Source organism: Variovorax beijingensis (assembly GCF_003951285.1).
In the GTDB taxonomy this organism is placed as follows: Bacteria; Pseudomonadota; Gammaproteobacteria; order Burkholderiales; family Burkholderiaceae_C; genus Variovorax; species Variovorax beijingensis.
Genome location: NZ_RXFQ01000002.1, coordinates 354,686 through 369,843 on the forward strand (window position 1 = coordinate 354,686; position 15,158 = coordinate 369,843).

At 66.5% G+C, this 15,158-nt stretch carries 16 protein-coding genes; 12 read left to right on the top strand and 4 right to left on the bottom strand.

Features of this window, described 5'->3' with window-relative positions:
- Positions 1-12: 12 nt before the first annotated feature.
- The gene (locus EJO66_RS04695; RefSeq protein ID WP_124956513.1) at positions 13-435 is read right to left on the bottom strand and encodes a group II truncated hemoglobin; all 423 of its coding nucleotides are present in this window, start codon (positions 433-435) and stop codon (positions 13-15) included.
- A 26-nt stretch (positions 436-461) separates the two neighbouring features.
- Complete coding sequence (gene fabV / locus EJO66_RS04700) at positions 462-1,658, bottom strand: enoyl-ACP reductase FabV (protein ID WP_124956515.1); 1,197 nt, start codon at positions 1,656-1,658, stop codon at positions 462-464.
- Between the two features lie 186 nt (positions 1,659-1,844).
- On the opposite strand from fabV, the gene EJO66_RS04705 reads away from it, so the two are divergent.
- From EJO66_RS04705 to EJO66_RS04725, 5 genes are all read left to right on the top strand, one after another.
- Positions 1,845-2,672: an ABC transporter substrate-binding protein gene (locus tag EJO66_RS04705; protein WP_124956517.1), complete on the top strand. Its 828-nt coding sequence runs from the start codon at positions 1,845-1,847 to the stop codon at positions 2,670-2,672.
- Positions 2,673-2,762: 90 nt separating this feature from the next.
- A complete protein-coding gene (locus tag EJO66_RS04710; protein WP_124956519.1) occupies positions 2,763-3,458 on the top strand; it encodes an amino acid ABC transporter permease in 696 nt (231 codons plus the stop codon).
- A 13-nt stretch (positions 3,459-3,471) separates the two neighbouring features.
- Entirely contained in the window at positions 3,472-4,194 is a 723-nt protein-coding gene (locus EJO66_RS04715; RefSeq protein WP_125964715.1) for an amino acid ABC transporter permease, read from the top strand.
- The gene (locus EJO66_RS04720) at positions 4,191-4,934 is read left to right on the top strand and encodes an amino acid ABC transporter ATP-binding protein (RefSeq protein ID WP_124956523.1); all 744 of its coding nucleotides are present in this window, start codon (positions 4,191-4,193) and stop codon (positions 4,932-4,934) included. The genes EJO66_RS04715 and EJO66_RS04720 overlap by 4 nt, the downstream gene beginning before the upstream one ends.
- Before the next feature lie 40 nt (positions 4,935-4,974).
- A complete protein-coding gene (locus tag EJO66_RS04725) occupies positions 4,975-5,955 on the top strand; it encodes an isopenicillin N synthase family dioxygenase (protein WP_240648509.1) in 981 nt (326 codons plus the stop codon).
- 7 nt (positions 5,956-5,962) lie between these two features.
- On the opposite strand, the gene EJO66_RS04730 is transcribed toward EJO66_RS04725, so the two are convergent.
- Both EJO66_RS04730 and EJO66_RS04735 read right to left on the bottom strand, forming a co-directional pair.
- Entirely contained in the window at positions 5,963-6,652 is a 690-nt protein-coding gene (locus EJO66_RS04730) for an HAD family hydrolase (protein ID WP_124956527.1), read from the bottom strand.
- Positions 6,653-6,735: 83 nt separating this feature from the next.
- Positions 6,736-8,076 (bottom strand): MFS transporter, encoded by a 1,341-nt coding sequence (locus EJO66_RS04735; protein ID WP_124956529.1) that lies wholly within the window; start codon positions 8,074-8,076, stop codon positions 6,736-6,738.
- A 175-nt stretch (positions 8,077-8,251) separates the two neighbouring features.
- Between EJO66_RS04735 and cyoA the strand changes: the two genes are divergently transcribed.
- Genes cyoA through EJO66_RS04770 form a run of 7 tightly spaced genes read left to right on the top strand, consistent with a single transcriptional unit; the run spans position 8,252 to position 15,149 of the window.
- A complete protein-coding gene (gene cyoA / locus EJO66_RS04740; RefSeq protein ID WP_124956531.1) occupies positions 8,252-9,280 on the top strand; it encodes a ubiquinol oxidase subunit II in 1,029 nt (342 codons plus the stop codon).
- A 2-nt stretch (positions 9,281-9,282) separates the two neighbouring features.
- Entirely contained in the window at positions 9,283-11,289 is a 2,007-nt protein-coding gene (gene cyoB, locus EJO66_RS04745) for a cytochrome o ubiquinol oxidase subunit I (protein WP_125964716.1), read from the top strand.
- Complete coding sequence (cyoC, locus tag EJO66_RS04750) at positions 11,282-11,947, top strand: cytochrome o ubiquinol oxidase subunit III (protein ID WP_124956535.1); 666 nt, start codon at positions 11,282-11,284, stop codon at positions 11,945-11,947. The genes cyoB and cyoC overlap by 8 nt, the downstream gene beginning before the upstream one ends.
- Positions 11,944-12,357 carry a cytochrome o ubiquinol oxidase subunit IV gene (cyoD, locus tag EJO66_RS04755; RefSeq protein ID WP_124956537.1) on the top strand — a complete coding sequence of 138 codons (414 nt, stop codon included), beginning with the start codon at positions 11,944-11,946 and terminating at the stop codon, positions 12,355-12,357. The genes cyoC and cyoD overlap by 4 nt, the downstream gene beginning before the upstream one ends.
- Positions 12,354-13,211 carry an SURF1 family protein gene (locus EJO66_RS04760; RefSeq protein WP_124956539.1) on the top strand — a complete coding sequence of 286 codons (858 nt, stop codon included), beginning with the start codon at positions 12,354-12,356 and terminating at the stop codon, positions 13,209-13,211. Before cyoD ends, EJO66_RS04760 begins: the two co-directional genes overlap by 4 nt.
- Positions 13,195-14,604, top strand: coding sequence for an ATP-binding protein (locus EJO66_RS04765; RefSeq protein WP_124956541.1), 1,410 nt, complete (start codon positions 13,195-13,197; stop codon positions 14,602-14,604). The genes EJO66_RS04760 and EJO66_RS04765 overlap by 17 nt, the downstream gene beginning before the upstream one ends.
- Complete coding sequence (locus EJO66_RS04770) at positions 14,601-15,149, top strand: response regulator transcription factor (RefSeq protein WP_124956543.1); 549 nt, start codon at positions 14,601-14,603, stop codon at positions 15,147-15,149. The genes EJO66_RS04765 and EJO66_RS04770 overlap by 4 nt, the downstream gene beginning before the upstream one ends.
- Positions 15,150-15,158 lie beyond the last annotated feature (9 nt).

Sequence of the window (15,158 nt, forward strand, 5' to 3'; positions counted from 1 at the left end):
TCGTTGTTTGTTCTATGGCTCGCCACGGTTGCGCATCCAGTCCGCGGTCTGGAAGAAAGAGTCGCGCAACCGCATGCGCAATCCCTCGGGCACGCCGGTCTCGCCCATGGCCTGGTCCATGCAGGCCAGCCACTGGTCGCGCTCCTTGATGCCGATGCTGTGGCCGCCGATGCTTTGCGGCAGATGCCGCGCGCGCAGCATCGGGTGGCCGAAGCGGTCGGTGTAGTGCTGCGGGCCGCCGAGCCAGCCGCACAGGAACCAGAAAAGGCGCTGTCGCGCGTTGTCGAGGCTGGTGCCGTGCACCGCGCGCAGCTGCGCATAGGCCGGTTCGAGCTCCATCAGGTCGTAGAAACGATCGACCAGCGCTTGCACCCGGGGTTCGCCGCCGATCCATTCGAAGGGGGTATCAGCGGGAGGCTTTTCGTGAATCTGCATGGCGGGAGTATCCCTCTGTGCGCCTGTCAGGCCTGCACGAGGTTCGGAATTCCCACGTCGGGATTCACGTCGGCCTCGTAGTCCACGCCTTCGATGCCGAACCCGAAAAGGCGCAGGAACTCCGCCTTGTAGCCGGCGAGATCGGTGAGTTCGTGGACGTTCTGGCTCGTGACCTGCGGCCAGAGCGCCATCACGCGCGCCTGCACTTGCGGGGACAGTTCCTTGTAGTCCGCGCGCAGGCGGCCTTCCTCGTCGATGTGCGGCGCGCTGCCGCAGAGGCTGTCGGCAAAAAGCCCATGGACCTGCTCGATGCAGCCCTCGTGCGTGCCCTCGGCCTTCATCACCTTGAACAGCAGCGACAGGTACAGCGGCATCACCGGAATCGCCGAGCTCGCCTGCGTGACGACCGCTTTCAGCACCGAGACGCGCGCATCGCCGCCCTTGGCGGCCAGCCCGGCGCGGATGCCGAGCACCTTCTGGTCGAGGTCTTTCTTGGCGGCGCCGATGGAGCCGTTCCAGTAGATGTCGTGCGTGATTCGCTCGCCCAGGTAGGTGAACGCCGTGGTCCTGGCGCCATCGGCCAGCACGCCGGCGGCCTGCAGCGCGTCGATCCACATCCGCCAGTCTTCGCCGCCCATCACCGCCACGGTGTCGTCGATCTCCTTCTGCGTGGCGGGCTCGAGCACGGTTTCCTTGACGACTTCGCTGTCGGTGTCGAGGCCGCGCAGGCTCACGGCCTTGCCGACGGGCTTGAGCGTCGAATTGAAGACCTCGCCGGTCTTCGGATGGGTGCGCCGCGGCGCGGCCAGGCTGTAGACGACGAGGTCGACCTGGCCCAGGTCCTCGCGGATCGCATCGATGGCTTTCTGCTTCACATCGTCCGAGAAGCCGTCGCCGTTGATGCTCTTGGCGTAGCGGTCCTCTTGCGCGGCTGCGCGGTGGAAGGCGGCCGTGTTGTACCAGCCGGGCGAGCCGGGCTTGCTCTCGCTGCCGGGCCGCTCGAAGAAGACGCCCAGCGTGTCGGCGCCGCAGCCGAAGGCCGCCGTGATGCGCGCGGCCAGGCCGTAGCCGGTCGATGCGCCGATGACCAGCACCTTCTTCGGCCCGCCCGCGATCCTTCCCTTCGCCTTGACGTAGTCGATCTGCTGCCTGACGTTGGCCTCGCAGCCCGCAGGATGGGTCGTGACGCAGATGAAGCCACGCACGCGCGGTTTGATGATCATGAAGAGCTCGCTGAAGATGAATGCCGCGGGGGCTGGGACGCGGGTTTTTGCGCCGCGAATTTAACCCAGGCCGTGCCAGGGCCGATCCCGCAAGGCCATATGCATATGTCGATTGAGGATTTAATAATCGCGGGTTTTGTTGATAGGGTCCAGCCCTTCGTCTTTTCATCCGGAGTGAGAACAACCATGCGCCACACCCTGCTCGCCGCGGCCCTCGCCGCCTCCACCCTGCTGACGGGCATCGCCGCCCATGCCGATCAGCTCGCCGACATCAAGAAGAAGGGCGAACTCGTGGTCGGCGTGCTCGGCACCGACGAGCCCGCCACCTTCATCGACCCGAAGACGCGGCAGATCGTCGGCTACGAGGTCGACCTGGTGAACGCCATCGCCAGGAAGATCGGCGTGAAGCCGGTGCTCAAGCAGATTGCCGTGGCCGCGCGCATTCCCGAGCTGCAGCAGGGCCATGTGGACCTGGTGGCCGCCGGCCTCACGCACAACAAGGAGCGCGAGGCGCAGATCGACTTCTCGCTGACCACCTTCGTCACCGGCCAGAAGGCCATCGTGAAGAAGGACAGCGGCATCACCGATGTGCCGCAGCTTGCCGGCAAGAAGGTGCTGACCATCCGCGGCGGCACGCAGGAGCCGAACATCCGCAAGGCCGTGCCCACCGCCGAGGTCGTGACCTTCGACACCAGCCAGCAGGCCTTCCAGGCGCTGCAGCAGGGCAAGGGCGTGGGCTACGTGGACGACGAGGCCGCGCTGCTGCGCAGCTACGCCAAGCTCGGCCCGCAGAAGGCCAGGTACGTGGTGCTCAAGCAGAACCTGAGCACCGAGGCGCTGGCCATCGGCATCAAGAAGGGCGAGAGCGCACTCAAGGCCGTGGTGGACGACACGCTGCGCGAACTCGAGAAGTCGGGCGAAGCGCAGAAGATCTTCGTCAAGTGGTACGGGCCGAACACGGCCTCCGGTTTCCAGACGCGCGACTTCAAGCTCGAGAGCGACAAGATCGACTGACATGGTATTTCTCCTTCCCCTTCCGGGGGAAGGCCGGGATGGGGGCTCGCGGCCTCTGAACAGTCCACGGCGGTGATACTGTCGCCCCCCATGCTCCTGTTCGACTATTCGCTGCTGCTGACCGGCAAGTACCACGACATGCTGGTCGCGGGCCTATGGCTGTCGCTGCAGCTGCTCGCGGCCTCGCTCGTGCTGGCGCTGCCGATCGCGCTGGTGGTGGCGCTGTTGCGCCTTTCGCCGCTCGCGCCGCTGCGCTGGCTCGGCTTTGCGTACGTGGAGACCATCCGCAACATCCCGCTGCTCGCGCACATGCTCTTCTGGTACTTCGGCGCGCCCGAGCTGCTGCCCGAGGGCATCAAGCAATGGCTCTATGCGGGACACATCGAGGCCTACAGCGCCATCATCGCGCTGTCGCTCTACACGGCCGCCTTCATGGCGGAAGACATCCGCAGCGGCATCCGCGCGATTCCCACGGTGCAGTTCGAGGCCGGCCGCGCGCTTGGCTTCAGCTTCCTGGGCTCCATGCGCCGCGTGGTGCTGCCGCAGGCGCTGCGCGTGACGGTGCCACCGCTCATCTCGCAGACGCTGAGCCTGTGGAAGAACACCTCCATCGCCACCGTGATCGGCGTGGCCGAGCTGATGTACCAGGCCGGACAGGTCGAGAGCGCGACCTTCCGCAGCTTCGAGTCGTTCGCGTTCGCGAGTGCGGCGTACCTGACGGTGTCGCTGGCCATCACCGGGCTGGCGACCTGGTACCACCATCGGTTCCCGGTGCGGACCATCTAGAAATGTTGATGAGATGCTAGAGATCATCAATGACTACTGGGTCTACTTCCTGATCGGGCAGTACCCGAACGGGCCGCTCGGCGGACTGGTGCTCACGCTGCTGCTCGCCTCCTGCGGCCTGGTGCTCGCGCTGCCATTGGGCATCGTGCTCGGCCTGGCGCGCGTGAGCCCGTGGCGCTGGCTGCGCTGGCCGGTCACGGGCTTCGTCTTCGTGGTGCGCGGCCTTCCCTTGCTGATGGTGATCTTCTGGGCCTACTTCTTCCTGCCGAGCGTGACGGGCGTGAAGACCGACCAGTTCACCACCATGCTGATCGCGCTCGTGGTGTTCGATGCGGCCTACCTGGCCGAGATCGTGCGCGCCGGCATCCAGGGCCTGCCGCGCGGCCAGATGGAAACCGCCCGTGCGCTGGGCCTGGACTATGGCCGCGCGATGCGCCTGGTGGTACTGCCGCAGGCCCTGCGCAGCATGCTGCCCTCGCTGGTGAACCAGTTCGTCTCGACCATCAAGGAGACCTCGCTCGGCTACATCATCGGGCTGGCCGAGGTGTCGTTCATTGCGACGCAGATCAACACGCAGGTGTTCACCAAGCCCGCGCAGATCTACCTGATCCTGGGCCTGACCTATTTCATCCTGTGCTTCGGCCTCTCGCGCTTCGCCTACTGGCTCGAACGCCGGCTCGCGCGGCGCGGCATGTCCACCGCCAGCTCCGTCTCGGCTCCCAAGGTATCCGCATGATCGAACTCCAGAACGTCAACAAGTGGTACGGCAGCTACCACGCCCTGGTCGACATCGACGAGACCATCCGCAAGGGCGAAGTGGTGGTCGTGTGCGGGCCTTCGGGCTCGGGCAAGTCGACGCTGATCCGCACCTTCAACCGGCTGGAGCCGATCCAGTCGGGCCGCATCCTCATCGACGGCAAGGACATCCATGCGCCGGGCACCGACGTGAATGCGTTCCGCTCGCGCATCGGCTTCGTGTTCCAGCAGTTCAACCTGTTTCCGCATCTCACGGTGCTGCAGAACTGCACGATGGCGCCGATGCAGCTGCGCGGCCTCTCGCGCAAGGAGGCCGACGAGCGCGCGATGGCCCTGCTGCAGCGCGTGGGCCTGGCCCCCAAGGCCAACGCATGGCCGAGCGAGCTGTCGGGCGGCCAGCAGCAGCGCGTGGCGATCGCCCGCGCCCTGGCCATGCAGCCGCCGCTGATGCTGTTCGACGAACCCACCAGCGCGCTCGACCCCGAGATGGTGGGCGAGGTGCTGCTCGTGATGCGCGACCTCACGCGCGACGGCATGACCATGGTCTGCGTCACGCACGAGATGGGCTTTGCGCGCGAGGTGGCCGACCGCGTGCTCTTCATGGACGAGGGCAAGGTGCTCGAACGCGCCACGCCCGACGACTTCTTCAACCGGCCGCAGCATCCGCGCGCGCAGCAGTTTCTTTCGGACATCCGCTCGCCGTTCGCGCGCGGCGCATGAGATGCTCTCCACGCCCATGACCAACCCAGAGACGCTTCCCGTGATCGACGTCGCCCCGCTCGTGGCCGGCGCGCCCGAGCGCGCAGGCGTGGCCGCGCAGATCGGCGCCGCCTGCCGCGCGCACGGCTTCTTCTATGCCACGGGCCACGGCGTCGACGCGGCGCTGGTGCGGCGGCTCGAAGAGCTGAGCCACCGCTTCTTCGAACTGCCTGAAGAAACCAAGATGCAGTGGCGCATGGCTTTGGGCGGTCGCGCCTGGCGCGGCTACTTCCCGCTCGGCGGCGAGCTGACTTCGGGCCGGCCCGACTGGAAGGAAGGCCTCTACCTCGGCACCGAGCTGCCCGCATCGCACCCGCTGGTGCAGGCGAAGACGCCGGTGCACGGGCCCAACCTGTTTCCCGACGTGCCGGGTTTGCGCGAAACCATCCTCGCCTACATGGCGGCCGTCACGCAGCTGGGCCACCGGCTGATGGAGGGCATCGCGCTGAGCCTCGGCCTGCCGGCGTCGTATTTCGCCGAACGCTACACGGCCGACCCGCTGATCCTGTTCCGCCTCTTCAACTACCCCTCGCAACCCGTACCCGAGGGGCTCGACGTGCAATGGGGCGTGGGCGAGCACACCGACTACGGCCTGCTCACCCTCCTGCACCAGGACGACGTGGGCGGCCTTGCGGTGCACACGCCCGGCGGCTGGATCGATGCGCCGCCGATCCCGGACTCCTTCGTCTGCAACATCGGCGACATGCTCGACCGCATGACCGGCGGGCTCTACAAGTCGACGCCGCACCGCGTGAAGCGCAACACTTCGGGACGCGACCGGCTCTCGTTTCCTTTGTTCTTCGATCCGAACTTCGAGGCGCGCGTACAGCGCATCGAAGGCCTCGGGGGTGCCCAGGCGCGCGACGACAGCGCCGAGCGCTGGGACCGCGCCAACGTGCACGCCTTCAACGGCCGCTACGGCGACTACCTGCTCGCCAAGGTGTCGAAGGTGTTTCCGCAGCTGCGCGACGAAGTGCTCTGAGCCCCGATTACGCGAGCCGCTCCAGCGGCACGGGAAACCATCGCGGCACATGCGCGATGGCCTCGTGCAGCGAGTCGAGCACATGGAATGCCCGCTCGATGATCGCAGCGGGCGGGTGCTTGAGGTCCGGCACGACCACGACCCGAAGGCCCGCCGCCAGCGCGGCCTTGGCGCCGTTCTCGCTGTCCTCGAAGGCCACGCATTCCGCGGGGTCGACGCCCAGGCGCTCGGCCGCGAGCAGGTAGAGCGCCGGATCGGGCTTGGCGCGCGCCACCTCGTCGCCGCCTGCGAAGGCCTCGAAGTGATGGAGCACGTCGAGGCTGCCCAGGCAGGCCGCGATCTGGCCGCGCCCGGACGACGAGGCGACCGCGCAGCGTATGCTGCGTCCGCGCAAGGCAGCGAGCAGCTCGGCCGCGCCGGGCTTGATGGGAAAGAGCGGCCGGGCGTCGCCGTCGGCGCGTTCCAGCTGCAGCGCGGCGGTCACTTGCGCCGCCGCGTGCTGGTAGGCGGCCGCGCCGCCGAGCAGCGCCGCAAGGATCTGCTTCGACTCGGCCATGGCCAACCCCACGCATTGCAGGTACTGGGCATGCGAAAGCTCGATGTCGAGCGTGCGGGCCGCTTCGATCCAGGCTGCCATGATGGGCCGTTCCGAATCGATGAGCAGCCCGTCCATGTCGAAGATGGCGGCTGTGAACATGGGGTGATCCTAAGCCCGCGCGGCAGAAAGCAAAAAGGGGCCCGACGGCCCCTTTTTTGGGAGAGACGGCCGCGATCCGCCGCTCAGTCGCGCACCAGCGCCCGGTTGAGCCCCAGCGCCGCCAGCGTGCCGACGGCACCGGACAGCAGGTAGACGCTCACGTAGGCCAGCCCGAAATTCGCCGACAGCCCCAACGCCACCAGCGGCGCGAAGGCGGCACCGATGAGCCAGGCCAGGTCGGCCGTGAGCGCGGCGCCGGTGTAGCGGTACTTGGGCTCGAAGTTCGAGGTCACGGCGCCAGCCGCCTGGCCGTACGAGAGGCCCAGCAGCACGAAGCCCAGCAGGATGAAGATGTCCTGTCCGATGCGGCCGCCGTCGAGCAGCGTGGGTGCAAAGCCGCTGAACACCGCGATCATCGCGGCCAGCCCGCCCAGCGTGAAACGCCGTCCCACGCGGTCGGCAACCAGGCCCGAGGCCACGATGCCGCCGGCACAGAACACCGCGCCGATCATCTGCACCACCAGGAACTCGGTGATCGACTGGTCGGAGTACAGCGTGATCCACGACAGCGGGAACACCGTGATCAGGTGGAACAGCGCATAGCTGGCCAGCGCGGCGAACGCCCCGATCAGCAGGTTGGCGCCCTGCGAACGGGTCAGTTCGACCACGCTGGTGGGCTGCAGCTCGCGCTCTTCGAGCAGGCGCGAATATTCTTCGGTCGCCACCAGCCGCAGGCGCGCGAACAGCGCCACCACGTTGATCGCGAAGGCCACGTAGAAGGTGTAGCGCCAGCCCCAGTCGAGGAAGTCCTTGGGCGGCAGGTTGGCATAGAGGTAGGCGAACAGCGCGCTGGCCACGAAAAAGCCGAGCGGCGCGCCCAGCTGGCCCAGCATGGCGTACCAGCCGCGGCGGTTTTCCGGCGCATTGAGGGCCAGAAGCGACGGCAGGCCGTCCCACGAGCCGCCGAGCGCCAGGCCCTGGGCGAAGCGGAACACCGACAGCAGCACGATCGACGTGAACCCGAGGCTCGCATAGCCCGGTAAAAAGGCAATGCCGGCGGTAGAGGTTCCCAGCACGAACAGCGCAATGGTCAGCTTGGCTTCCCGCCCGAACCGTCGCTGGATGGCCATTGAAATGACAGTTCCGAACGGCCGCGCAATGAACGCGAACGAAAAAACCACGAAGGCGTAGAGGGTTCCCTCGAGGCGCGCCTCGAACGGAAAGAACACCGCCGGGAACACCAGCACCGAGGCAATGCCGTAGACGAAGAAATCGAAATATTCCGACGCCCGGCCGATGATCACGCCCACGGCGATCTCGCCTGGCGCGATGTGTGAATGTTCGTCGCCCTGCCGGGCGTCGTTTCCGGACGTGTTCGGCACAGGCTGTGCGCCTTGCGGACTGATGCTGGACGTCGTCGTCATTGCGTTTTTTAATTCGGGTGTCACCGGCAGTGACCAAGGTAGACCATTGAACAGGGTCCAAGCGTCTCACCGAACGAGGATTCCCGCCATAGGACAAAACGTCCAATAGGCGGCAGAAGCCTTTGGCCGTAGATTGTGGAGTCTTTGCGCAGCCCACGCACTTCTCTCTTTCGGCATGCCCACCCTCAAATCTCTTCGCCGATGGCCCCTGTTGCTTCCGCTTGCCTTGCTGGCAGGCTGCAACACGGTGCTCATGAACCCTTCCGGCGACATCGCCAACCAGCAGGGACGCCTCATCGTCGTCTCCACCGTGCTGATGCTGATCATCATCATTCCGGTGATCGCGCTGACCATCTTCTTTGCCTGGCGCTATCGCCAGTCGAACAAGGAGGCCGACTACAGCCCCGACTGGGACCACTCCACCCAGCTCGAGCTCGCGATCTGGGCCGCGCCCCTGCTGATCATCATCGCGCTGGGCGCCATCACCTGGATCAGCACTCACACGCTCGACCCGTACCGGCCGCTCAGCCGGCTCGACGCCGAGCGCCCGATCCCCGCCGAGGCCAGGCCGCTGGTGGTCGAAGTGGTGGCGCTCGACTGGAAATGGCTCTTCATCTACCCCGAGCAGGGCTTTGCCACAGTGAACGAAATGGCCGCGCCGGTCGACCGCCCGATCACTTTCAAGATCACGGCCTCCTCGGTGATGAACTCCTTCTTCATTCCCGCGCTGGCCGGCCAGATCTACGCCATGCCGGGCATGGAAACCAAGCTGCACGCGGTCATCAACAAGCCCGGTGAGTTCGAGGGCTTCTCGGCCAACTACAGCGGCGCCGGCTTCTCGGGCATGCGCTTCAAGTTCCACGGCCTGAGCAACGGCGACTTCGACCAGTGGGTACAGAAGGTCAAGGCCGGCAAGGACGGCGAACTCACGCGCGAGCAGTACAAGAAGCTCGAAGTGCCGAGCGAGCGCGAGCCGGTGCGGCACTACGCCACGGTGGCGCCCGACCTGTACGACGCCATCCTCAACCTCTGCGTCGACCGCAACAAGATGTGCATGAAGGAAATGATGGCCATCGACGCGGACGGCGGGCTGGGCAAGCCCGGCGCGTTCAACATTGCCACCAAGAAGGCCTGGCAGGCTGACACCCTCACCGATTCGCCCACGCGCAAGTACGTCACGGCGATGTGCACCACCGAAGAATGACGATGTTCGAGAACCTTGACCTGACGAAGCTCATCTTCGGCCGCCTCACATGGGAGGCGATTCCCTACCACGAGCCGATCCTGATCGGCACCTTCATTGCGGTCGTCCTCGGCGGCCTCGCACTGCTGGGCGCCATCACCTACTACAAGGTGTGGGGCGTGCTGTGGCGCGACTGGATCACCAGCATCGACCACAAGAAGATCGGCATCATGTACATCATCCTTGGCCTGGTGATGCTGCTGCGCGGCTTCTCCGACGCCATCATGATGCGGGCCCAGCAGGCCATCGCCTTCGGCGACAACGCCGGCTTCCTGCCGCCGCACCACTACGACCAGATCTTCACCGCCCACGGCGTGATCATGATCTTCTTCGTGGCCATGCCGCTGGTCACGGGCCTCATGAACTTCGTGGTGCCGCTGCAGATCGGCGCGCGCGACGTGGCCTTCCCGTTCCTGAACAACTTCAGCTTCTGGATGACCACCTTCGGCGCCGGGCTGGTGATGGCGTCGCTCTTCGTGGGTGAATTCGCCAAGACCGGCTGGCTCGCCTACCCGCCGCTGTCGGGCATTCTCTTCAGCCCCGACGTGGGGGTCGATTACTACATCTGGTCCTTGCAGATCGCGGGGGTCGGCACGCTGCTGTCGGGCGTCAACCTGCTGGCCACCATCGTGAAGATGCGCGCGCCCGGCATGACGATGATGAAGATGCCGGTCTTCACCTGGACGGCTCTCTGCACCAACGTCCTGATCGTGGCCGCCTTCCCGGTGCTCACGGCCGTGCTCGCGCTGCTGTCGCTGGACCGCTACATCGGCACCAACTTCTTCACGAACGACCTCGGCGGCAACGCCATGATGTACGTGAACCTGATCTGGATCTGGGGCCACCCCGAGGTCTACATCCTGATCCTGCCGGCCTTCGGCATCTTCTCGGAAGTGGTCTCCACCTTCAGCGGCAAGCGCCTCTTCGGCTACGCCTCGATGGTCTACGCCACGGTGGTGATCACGATCCTGTCGTACCTCGTGTGGCTGCACCACTTCTTCACCATGGGCTCGGGCGCCAGCGTGAATTCGTTCTTCGGCATCACGACGATGATCATCTCGATCCCGACGGGCGCGAAGATCTTCAACTGGCTCTTCACCATGTACCGCGGCCGCATCCGCTTCGAGCTGCCCATGATGTGGACCATCGGCTTCATGATCACCTTCGTGATCGGCGGCATGACTGGCGTGCTGCTCGCGGTGCCCCCGGCCGACTTCGTGCTGCACAACAGCCTGTTCCTGATCGCCCACTTCCACAACGTGATCATCGGCGGCGTGCTGTTCGGCATGCTGGCGGGCATCACCTACTGGTTCCCCAAGGCCTTCGGCTACAAGCTCGATCCGTTCTGGGGCAAGTGCTCGTTCTGGTTCTGGATCGTGGGCTTCTGGTTCGCCTTCATGCCGCTGTATGTGCTGGGCCTGATGGGTGTCACGCGCCGCATGAGCCACTTCCAGGACATGTCGCTGCAGATCTGGTTCCAGGTGGCCGCCTTCGGCGCCGTGCTGATCGCGCTGGGCATCGCCTCGTTCCTGATCCAGCTGGTGGTGAGCTACATCCGCCGCGAGTCGCTGCGCGACACCACGGGCGATCCGTGGAACGGCCGCACGCTCGAATGGTCGACCTCGTCGCCGCCGCCGGCCTACAACTTCGCGTTCACGCCGCGCATCCACGACAACGACGCCTGGACCGACATGAAGCGCCGCGGCTATGCCCGCCCGGTCGACGGCTTCACGCCCATCCACATGCCCAAGAACACCGCCGCCGGCTTCATCATCGCGGCCCTGGCCGGGGCCTGCGGCTTCGCGCTGATCTGGCAGATGTGGCTGGTGGCGGGCGTGGCGTTCTTCGCCATGCTGGCGGCCGTGATCATCCACACCTTCAACTACAAGCGCGACTACCACATCCCCGCGGAAGAGGTCGTTCGCACCGAGAACGAACGCACCCGCCTCCTGGCAGCAGCCCATGTCTGATACCACCGCCCTCCACTCCCCCGGGGCCGGCCACGCCCACAGCGACGCCACGGGCAAGCCGCCCGTGTTCGAGCTGTTCCACGTCGGCAACGACCACCACCCGGAAAACGGCACGCTGCTCGGCTTCTGGCTCTACCTGATGAGCGACTGCCTCATCTTCGCCTGCCTGTTCGCGGTGTACGGCGTGCTGGGCCGCAGCTACGCGGCCGGCCCCTCGGGCGCCGACCTGTTCGACCTGCCGCTGGTGGCGGTCAACACCTCGCTGCTGCTGCTGTCGTCGATCACCTATGGCTTCGCAGTGCTCGAGATGCAGAGAAAGCGCATGGGCGGCACGCTGGCCTGGCTGGCCATCACGGGCCTGCTGGGCGCGGGCTTCATCGGCCTGGAGCTCTATGAGTTCGCGCACCTGCTGCACGAAGGCGCGGGCCCGCAGCGCAGCGCGTTCCTGTCGTCGTTCTTCGCGCTGGTGGGCACCCACGGCCTGCACGTGACCTTCGGCATCGTGTGGCTCGTCGTGCTGATGTTCCAGCTGCCCAAGCACGGCTTCAGCGCCGCCAACCGCCGCCGCCTGATGTGCCTGTCGATGTTCTGGCACTTCCTGGACGTGGTGTGGATCGGCGTCTTCACCTTTGTTTACCTGATGGGATCGATGGCATGAGCACCGCCCACACCGAATCCGCAGCGCACGGCCATGGCGCACACGATGCGCACGACGACCATCACGACGATGGCCCCGTCAGCCACAGCACCTTCAAGGGCTACATGACCGGCTTCGTGCTGGCCGTGATCCTGACCGCGATTCCGTTCTGGCTCGTCATGGGCAACGTGCTCGGCAAGACCAGCACCACCTCGCTCGTGATCCTGGGCTTTGCCGCGGTGCAGATCGTGGTCCACATGATCTACTTCCTGCACATGGACGCCAAGTCCGAGAGCGGATGGAACATGCTGGCGCTGATCTTCACGATCGTGCTCGTCGTCATCACGCTGGCCGGATCGCTCTGGGTCATGTACCACATGAACGCCAACATGATGCCGATGTCGGTGCACGACATGAAGAACATGCCTTGACGCCCCCGCCGCCAGACCCCAGCACCCACGACGACACCTCGGCCGGCCGCCAGCGAGGCGCGGCGGTCCGGGTGGCTCTGGCGGTCTGTGCGGCCCTGGCCTTTGCCGGCTTCTTCGCGCTCGGCACCTGGCAGGTCGAGCGCCGGGCCTGGAAGCTCGATCTCATCGCCCGCGTCGAGCAGCGCGTGCATGCCCCGGCCTCCGAAGCGCCCGGGCGCGAACGCTGGCCGCTGGTGAACGCGGCCGCCGACGAATACCGCCACGTGCGCATCGCCGGCCGCTTCCTCCACGACAAGGAAACCCTGGTGCAGGCCAGCACCCGGCTCGGCGCCGGCTTCTGGGTGCTGACGCCGCTGCAGGCCGCCGACGGCAGCATCGTGCTGGTCAACCGCGGCTTCGTGCCACCCGAGGCGCGCGAGCGCGCCGCCCGTGCAGCCACGGAGCCGCAGGGCGAAAGCACCGTGGCCGGCCTCTTGCGCATCAGCGAGCCCAAGGGCGGCTTCCTGCGCCGGAATGAACCGGCCGCCGACCGCTGGTTCTCGCGCGACGTGCAGGCCATTGCCGCGGCGCGCGGCCTCCACGACGCGGCGCCATATTTCGTCGATGCCGAGGCCGCGCCCTCCCCGCCCGGCACGGCCCCCGCCTGGCCGGCCGCGGGCCTCACGGTCATTGCCTTTCCCAACAGCCACCTGGTCTATGCGATCACCTGGTACGGCCTTGCTCTGATGGTCCTTGGCGCAGCCTGGTTCGTCTGGCGCGAGGGGCACCGGCGCGCCGGCAGGACCGGCGGCGGCACAGGCGAAAATACCGCCGATGCCGACGCCACCTCCCGCTCCGATGCCCGCCGCGACTGAAGCCGTCGCGGTCGCGGGGGAACTGCATCCGCCGCGCGCGGGCGTGGCAAGCCTGGACAACGCCACCGGCCACAAGAACATGCAGCAGCTGATCCAGTTGCGCTGGTTCGCGGTGGTCGGGCAGGTCGCCACCATCCTGGTCGTGCACTACGGCTTCGGCATCCGGCTGCCGCTGGAGCACATGCTGCAGGTATTGACCTGCCTCGCGCTCTTCAACGGGGTGAGCCTGCTGCGCTCGCGCAGCCCCCGCCGCGTGACCAATGGCGAACTCTTTCTTGCGCTGCTGGTCGACGTGGCCACGCTCACCGCACAGCTCTACCTGAGCGGCGGCGCCACCAATCCCTTCGTCTTCCTGTACCTGCTGCAGGTCATCCTGGGCGCGGTGCTGCTGAAGGCCTGGTCGACCTGGACCATCGTGGTCGTCACCAGCCTCTGCTTTGCGGGGCTGGCGCTTTTCTCGCGCCCGCTCGCGCTGCCGCTCGACCACGATCGCGGGCTCTGGAGTCCCTACGTGCAGGGCATGCTGATCTGCTTTGCGCTCAACGCCGCGCTGCTGGTGGTGTTCATCACGCGCATCAGCCGCAACCTGCGTGCACGCGATGCGCGGCTGGCCGACCTGCGCCAGCGTGCATCGGAAGAGGAGCACATCGTGCGCATGGGCCTGCTGGCCTCGGGCGCCGCGCACGAGCTGGGCACGCCGCTTGCCACGCTGGCCGTGATCCTGGGCGACTGGCGCCGGCTGCCGCATTTCAGCTCCGACCCCGAATTGCTGACCGAAGTGGCCGAGATGGAACTGCAGATCCAGCGATGCAAGAGCATCGTGAGCGGCATCCTGCTGTCGGCCGGCGAGGCGCGCGGCGAATCCTCGGAAGAAACCACCGTGAGCACCTTCCTCGACGAACTGGTGGAGGAATGGCGCAGCACGCGTCCGGTCGAGGAGTTCGACTACGAGAACCGATTTGGCCGGGACCTGCCCATGGTCTCCGACTCGGCGCTCAAGCAGATGATCTGCAACGTGCTCGACAATGCCCTGGAAGCCTCGCCGCACTGGCTGCGCTTCGAGGTGGCGCATGATGCCGATGCGCTGACCCTCACGGTCACCGATGCGGGCCGGGGCTTCCTGCCGGCCATCCTGAAGGAGTTCGGCAAGCCCTACCAGTCGAGCAAGGGCCGCCCGGGCGGCGGGCTCGGGCTGTTCCTGGTGGTCAACGTGGCGCGCACCCTGGGCGGCCGCGTGGCGGTGCACAACCGGCCCGAGGGCGGCGCCATCGTGGCCATCACGCTGCCGCTCGCGGCCATCGTGCTGGAAGAAGAAGACGACGACGACGAACACGAAGCGGCCGAGGCCATCGGCACTGCCGACACCCTCACCGATCGAAACGCAAGGCCATGACGGAAACCGCCGAAGCTGAACGCCAGTTGCTGATCGTGGAAGACGACGCGGCCTTCGCGCGCACGCTCGGCAAGTCGTTCGAGCGCCGCGGCTACGTGGTCACGCAGGCCAGCAATGCCGAGGAGGTCGAAGCGCTGCTGCAGGCCCATTCGCCCGGCTATGCGGTGGTCGACCTGAAGCTCAACGGCGAGGCCTCGGGCCTGGCCTGCGTGCAGATGCTGCACCGGCACAACCCGAAGATGCTGATCGTGGTGCTGACCGGATTCGCCAGCATTGCCACGGCAGTCGAAGCCATCAAGCTCGGCGCCTGCCACTACCTGGCCAAGCCGTCGAACACCGACGACATCGAGGCCGCCTTCGGCCGCGCCACCGGCACCACGGAGGTGGAGCTGACCAACCGCTCGACCTCGATCAAGACGCTCGAATGGGAGCGCATCCACGAGACGCTGGCCGAAACCGGCTTCAACATTTCCGAGACCGCGCGGCGGCTTGGCATGCACCGGCGCACGCTGGCGCGCAAGCTCGGCAAGCAGCAGGTCAAGTAAAAGGTGAAA

Coding starts and splice junctions, on each gene's coding strand:
- EJO66_RS04695 (WP_124956513.1), bottom strand. CDS start 435: ATGCAGATTCACGAAAAGCCTCCCGCTGATACCCCCTTCGAATGGATC.
- fabV (WP_124956515.1), bottom strand. CDS start 1,658: ATGATCATCAAACCGCGCGTGCGTGGCTTCATCTGCGTCACGACCCAT.
- EJO66_RS04705 (WP_124956517.1), top strand. CDS start 1,845: ATGCGCCACACCCTGCTCGCCGCGGCCCTCGCCGCCTCCACCCTGCTG.
- EJO66_RS04710 (WP_124956519.1), top strand. CDS start 2,763: ATGCTCCTGTTCGACTATTCGCTGCTGCTGACCGGCAAGTACCACGAC.
- EJO66_RS04715 (WP_125964715.1), top strand. CDS start 3,472: ATGCTAGAGATCATCAATGACTACTGGGTCTACTTCCTGATCGGGCAG.
- EJO66_RS04720 (WP_124956523.1), top strand. CDS start 4,191: ATGATCGAACTCCAGAACGTCAACAAGTGGTACGGCAGCTACCACGCC.
- EJO66_RS04730 (WP_124956527.1), bottom strand. CDS start 6,652: ATGTTCACAGCCGCCATCTTCGACATGGACGGGCTGCTCATCGATTCG.
- EJO66_RS04735 (WP_124956529.1), bottom strand. CDS start 8,076: ATGACGACGACGTCCAGCATCAGTCCGCAAGGCGCACAGCCTGTGCCG.
- cyoA (WP_124956531.1), top strand. CDS start 8,252: ATGCCCACCCTCAAATCTCTTCGCCGATGGCCCCTGTTGCTTCCGCTT.
- cyoB (WP_125964716.1), top strand. CDS start 9,283: ATGTTCGAGAACCTTGACCTGACGAAGCTCATCTTCGGCCGCCTCACA.
- cyoC (WP_124956535.1), top strand. CDS start 11,282: ATGTCTGATACCACCGCCCTCCACTCCCCCGGGGCCGGCCACGCCCAC.
- cyoD (WP_124956537.1), top strand. CDS start 11,944: ATGAGCACCGCCCACACCGAATCCGCAGCGCACGGCCATGGCGCACAC.
- EJO66_RS04765 (WP_124956541.1), top strand. CDS start 13,195: ATGCCCGCCGCGACTGAAGCCGTCGCGGTCGCGGGGGAACTGCATCCG.
- EJO66_RS04770 (WP_124956543.1), top strand. CDS start 14,601: ATGACGGAAACCGCCGAAGCTGAACGCCAGTTGCTGATCGTGGAAGAC.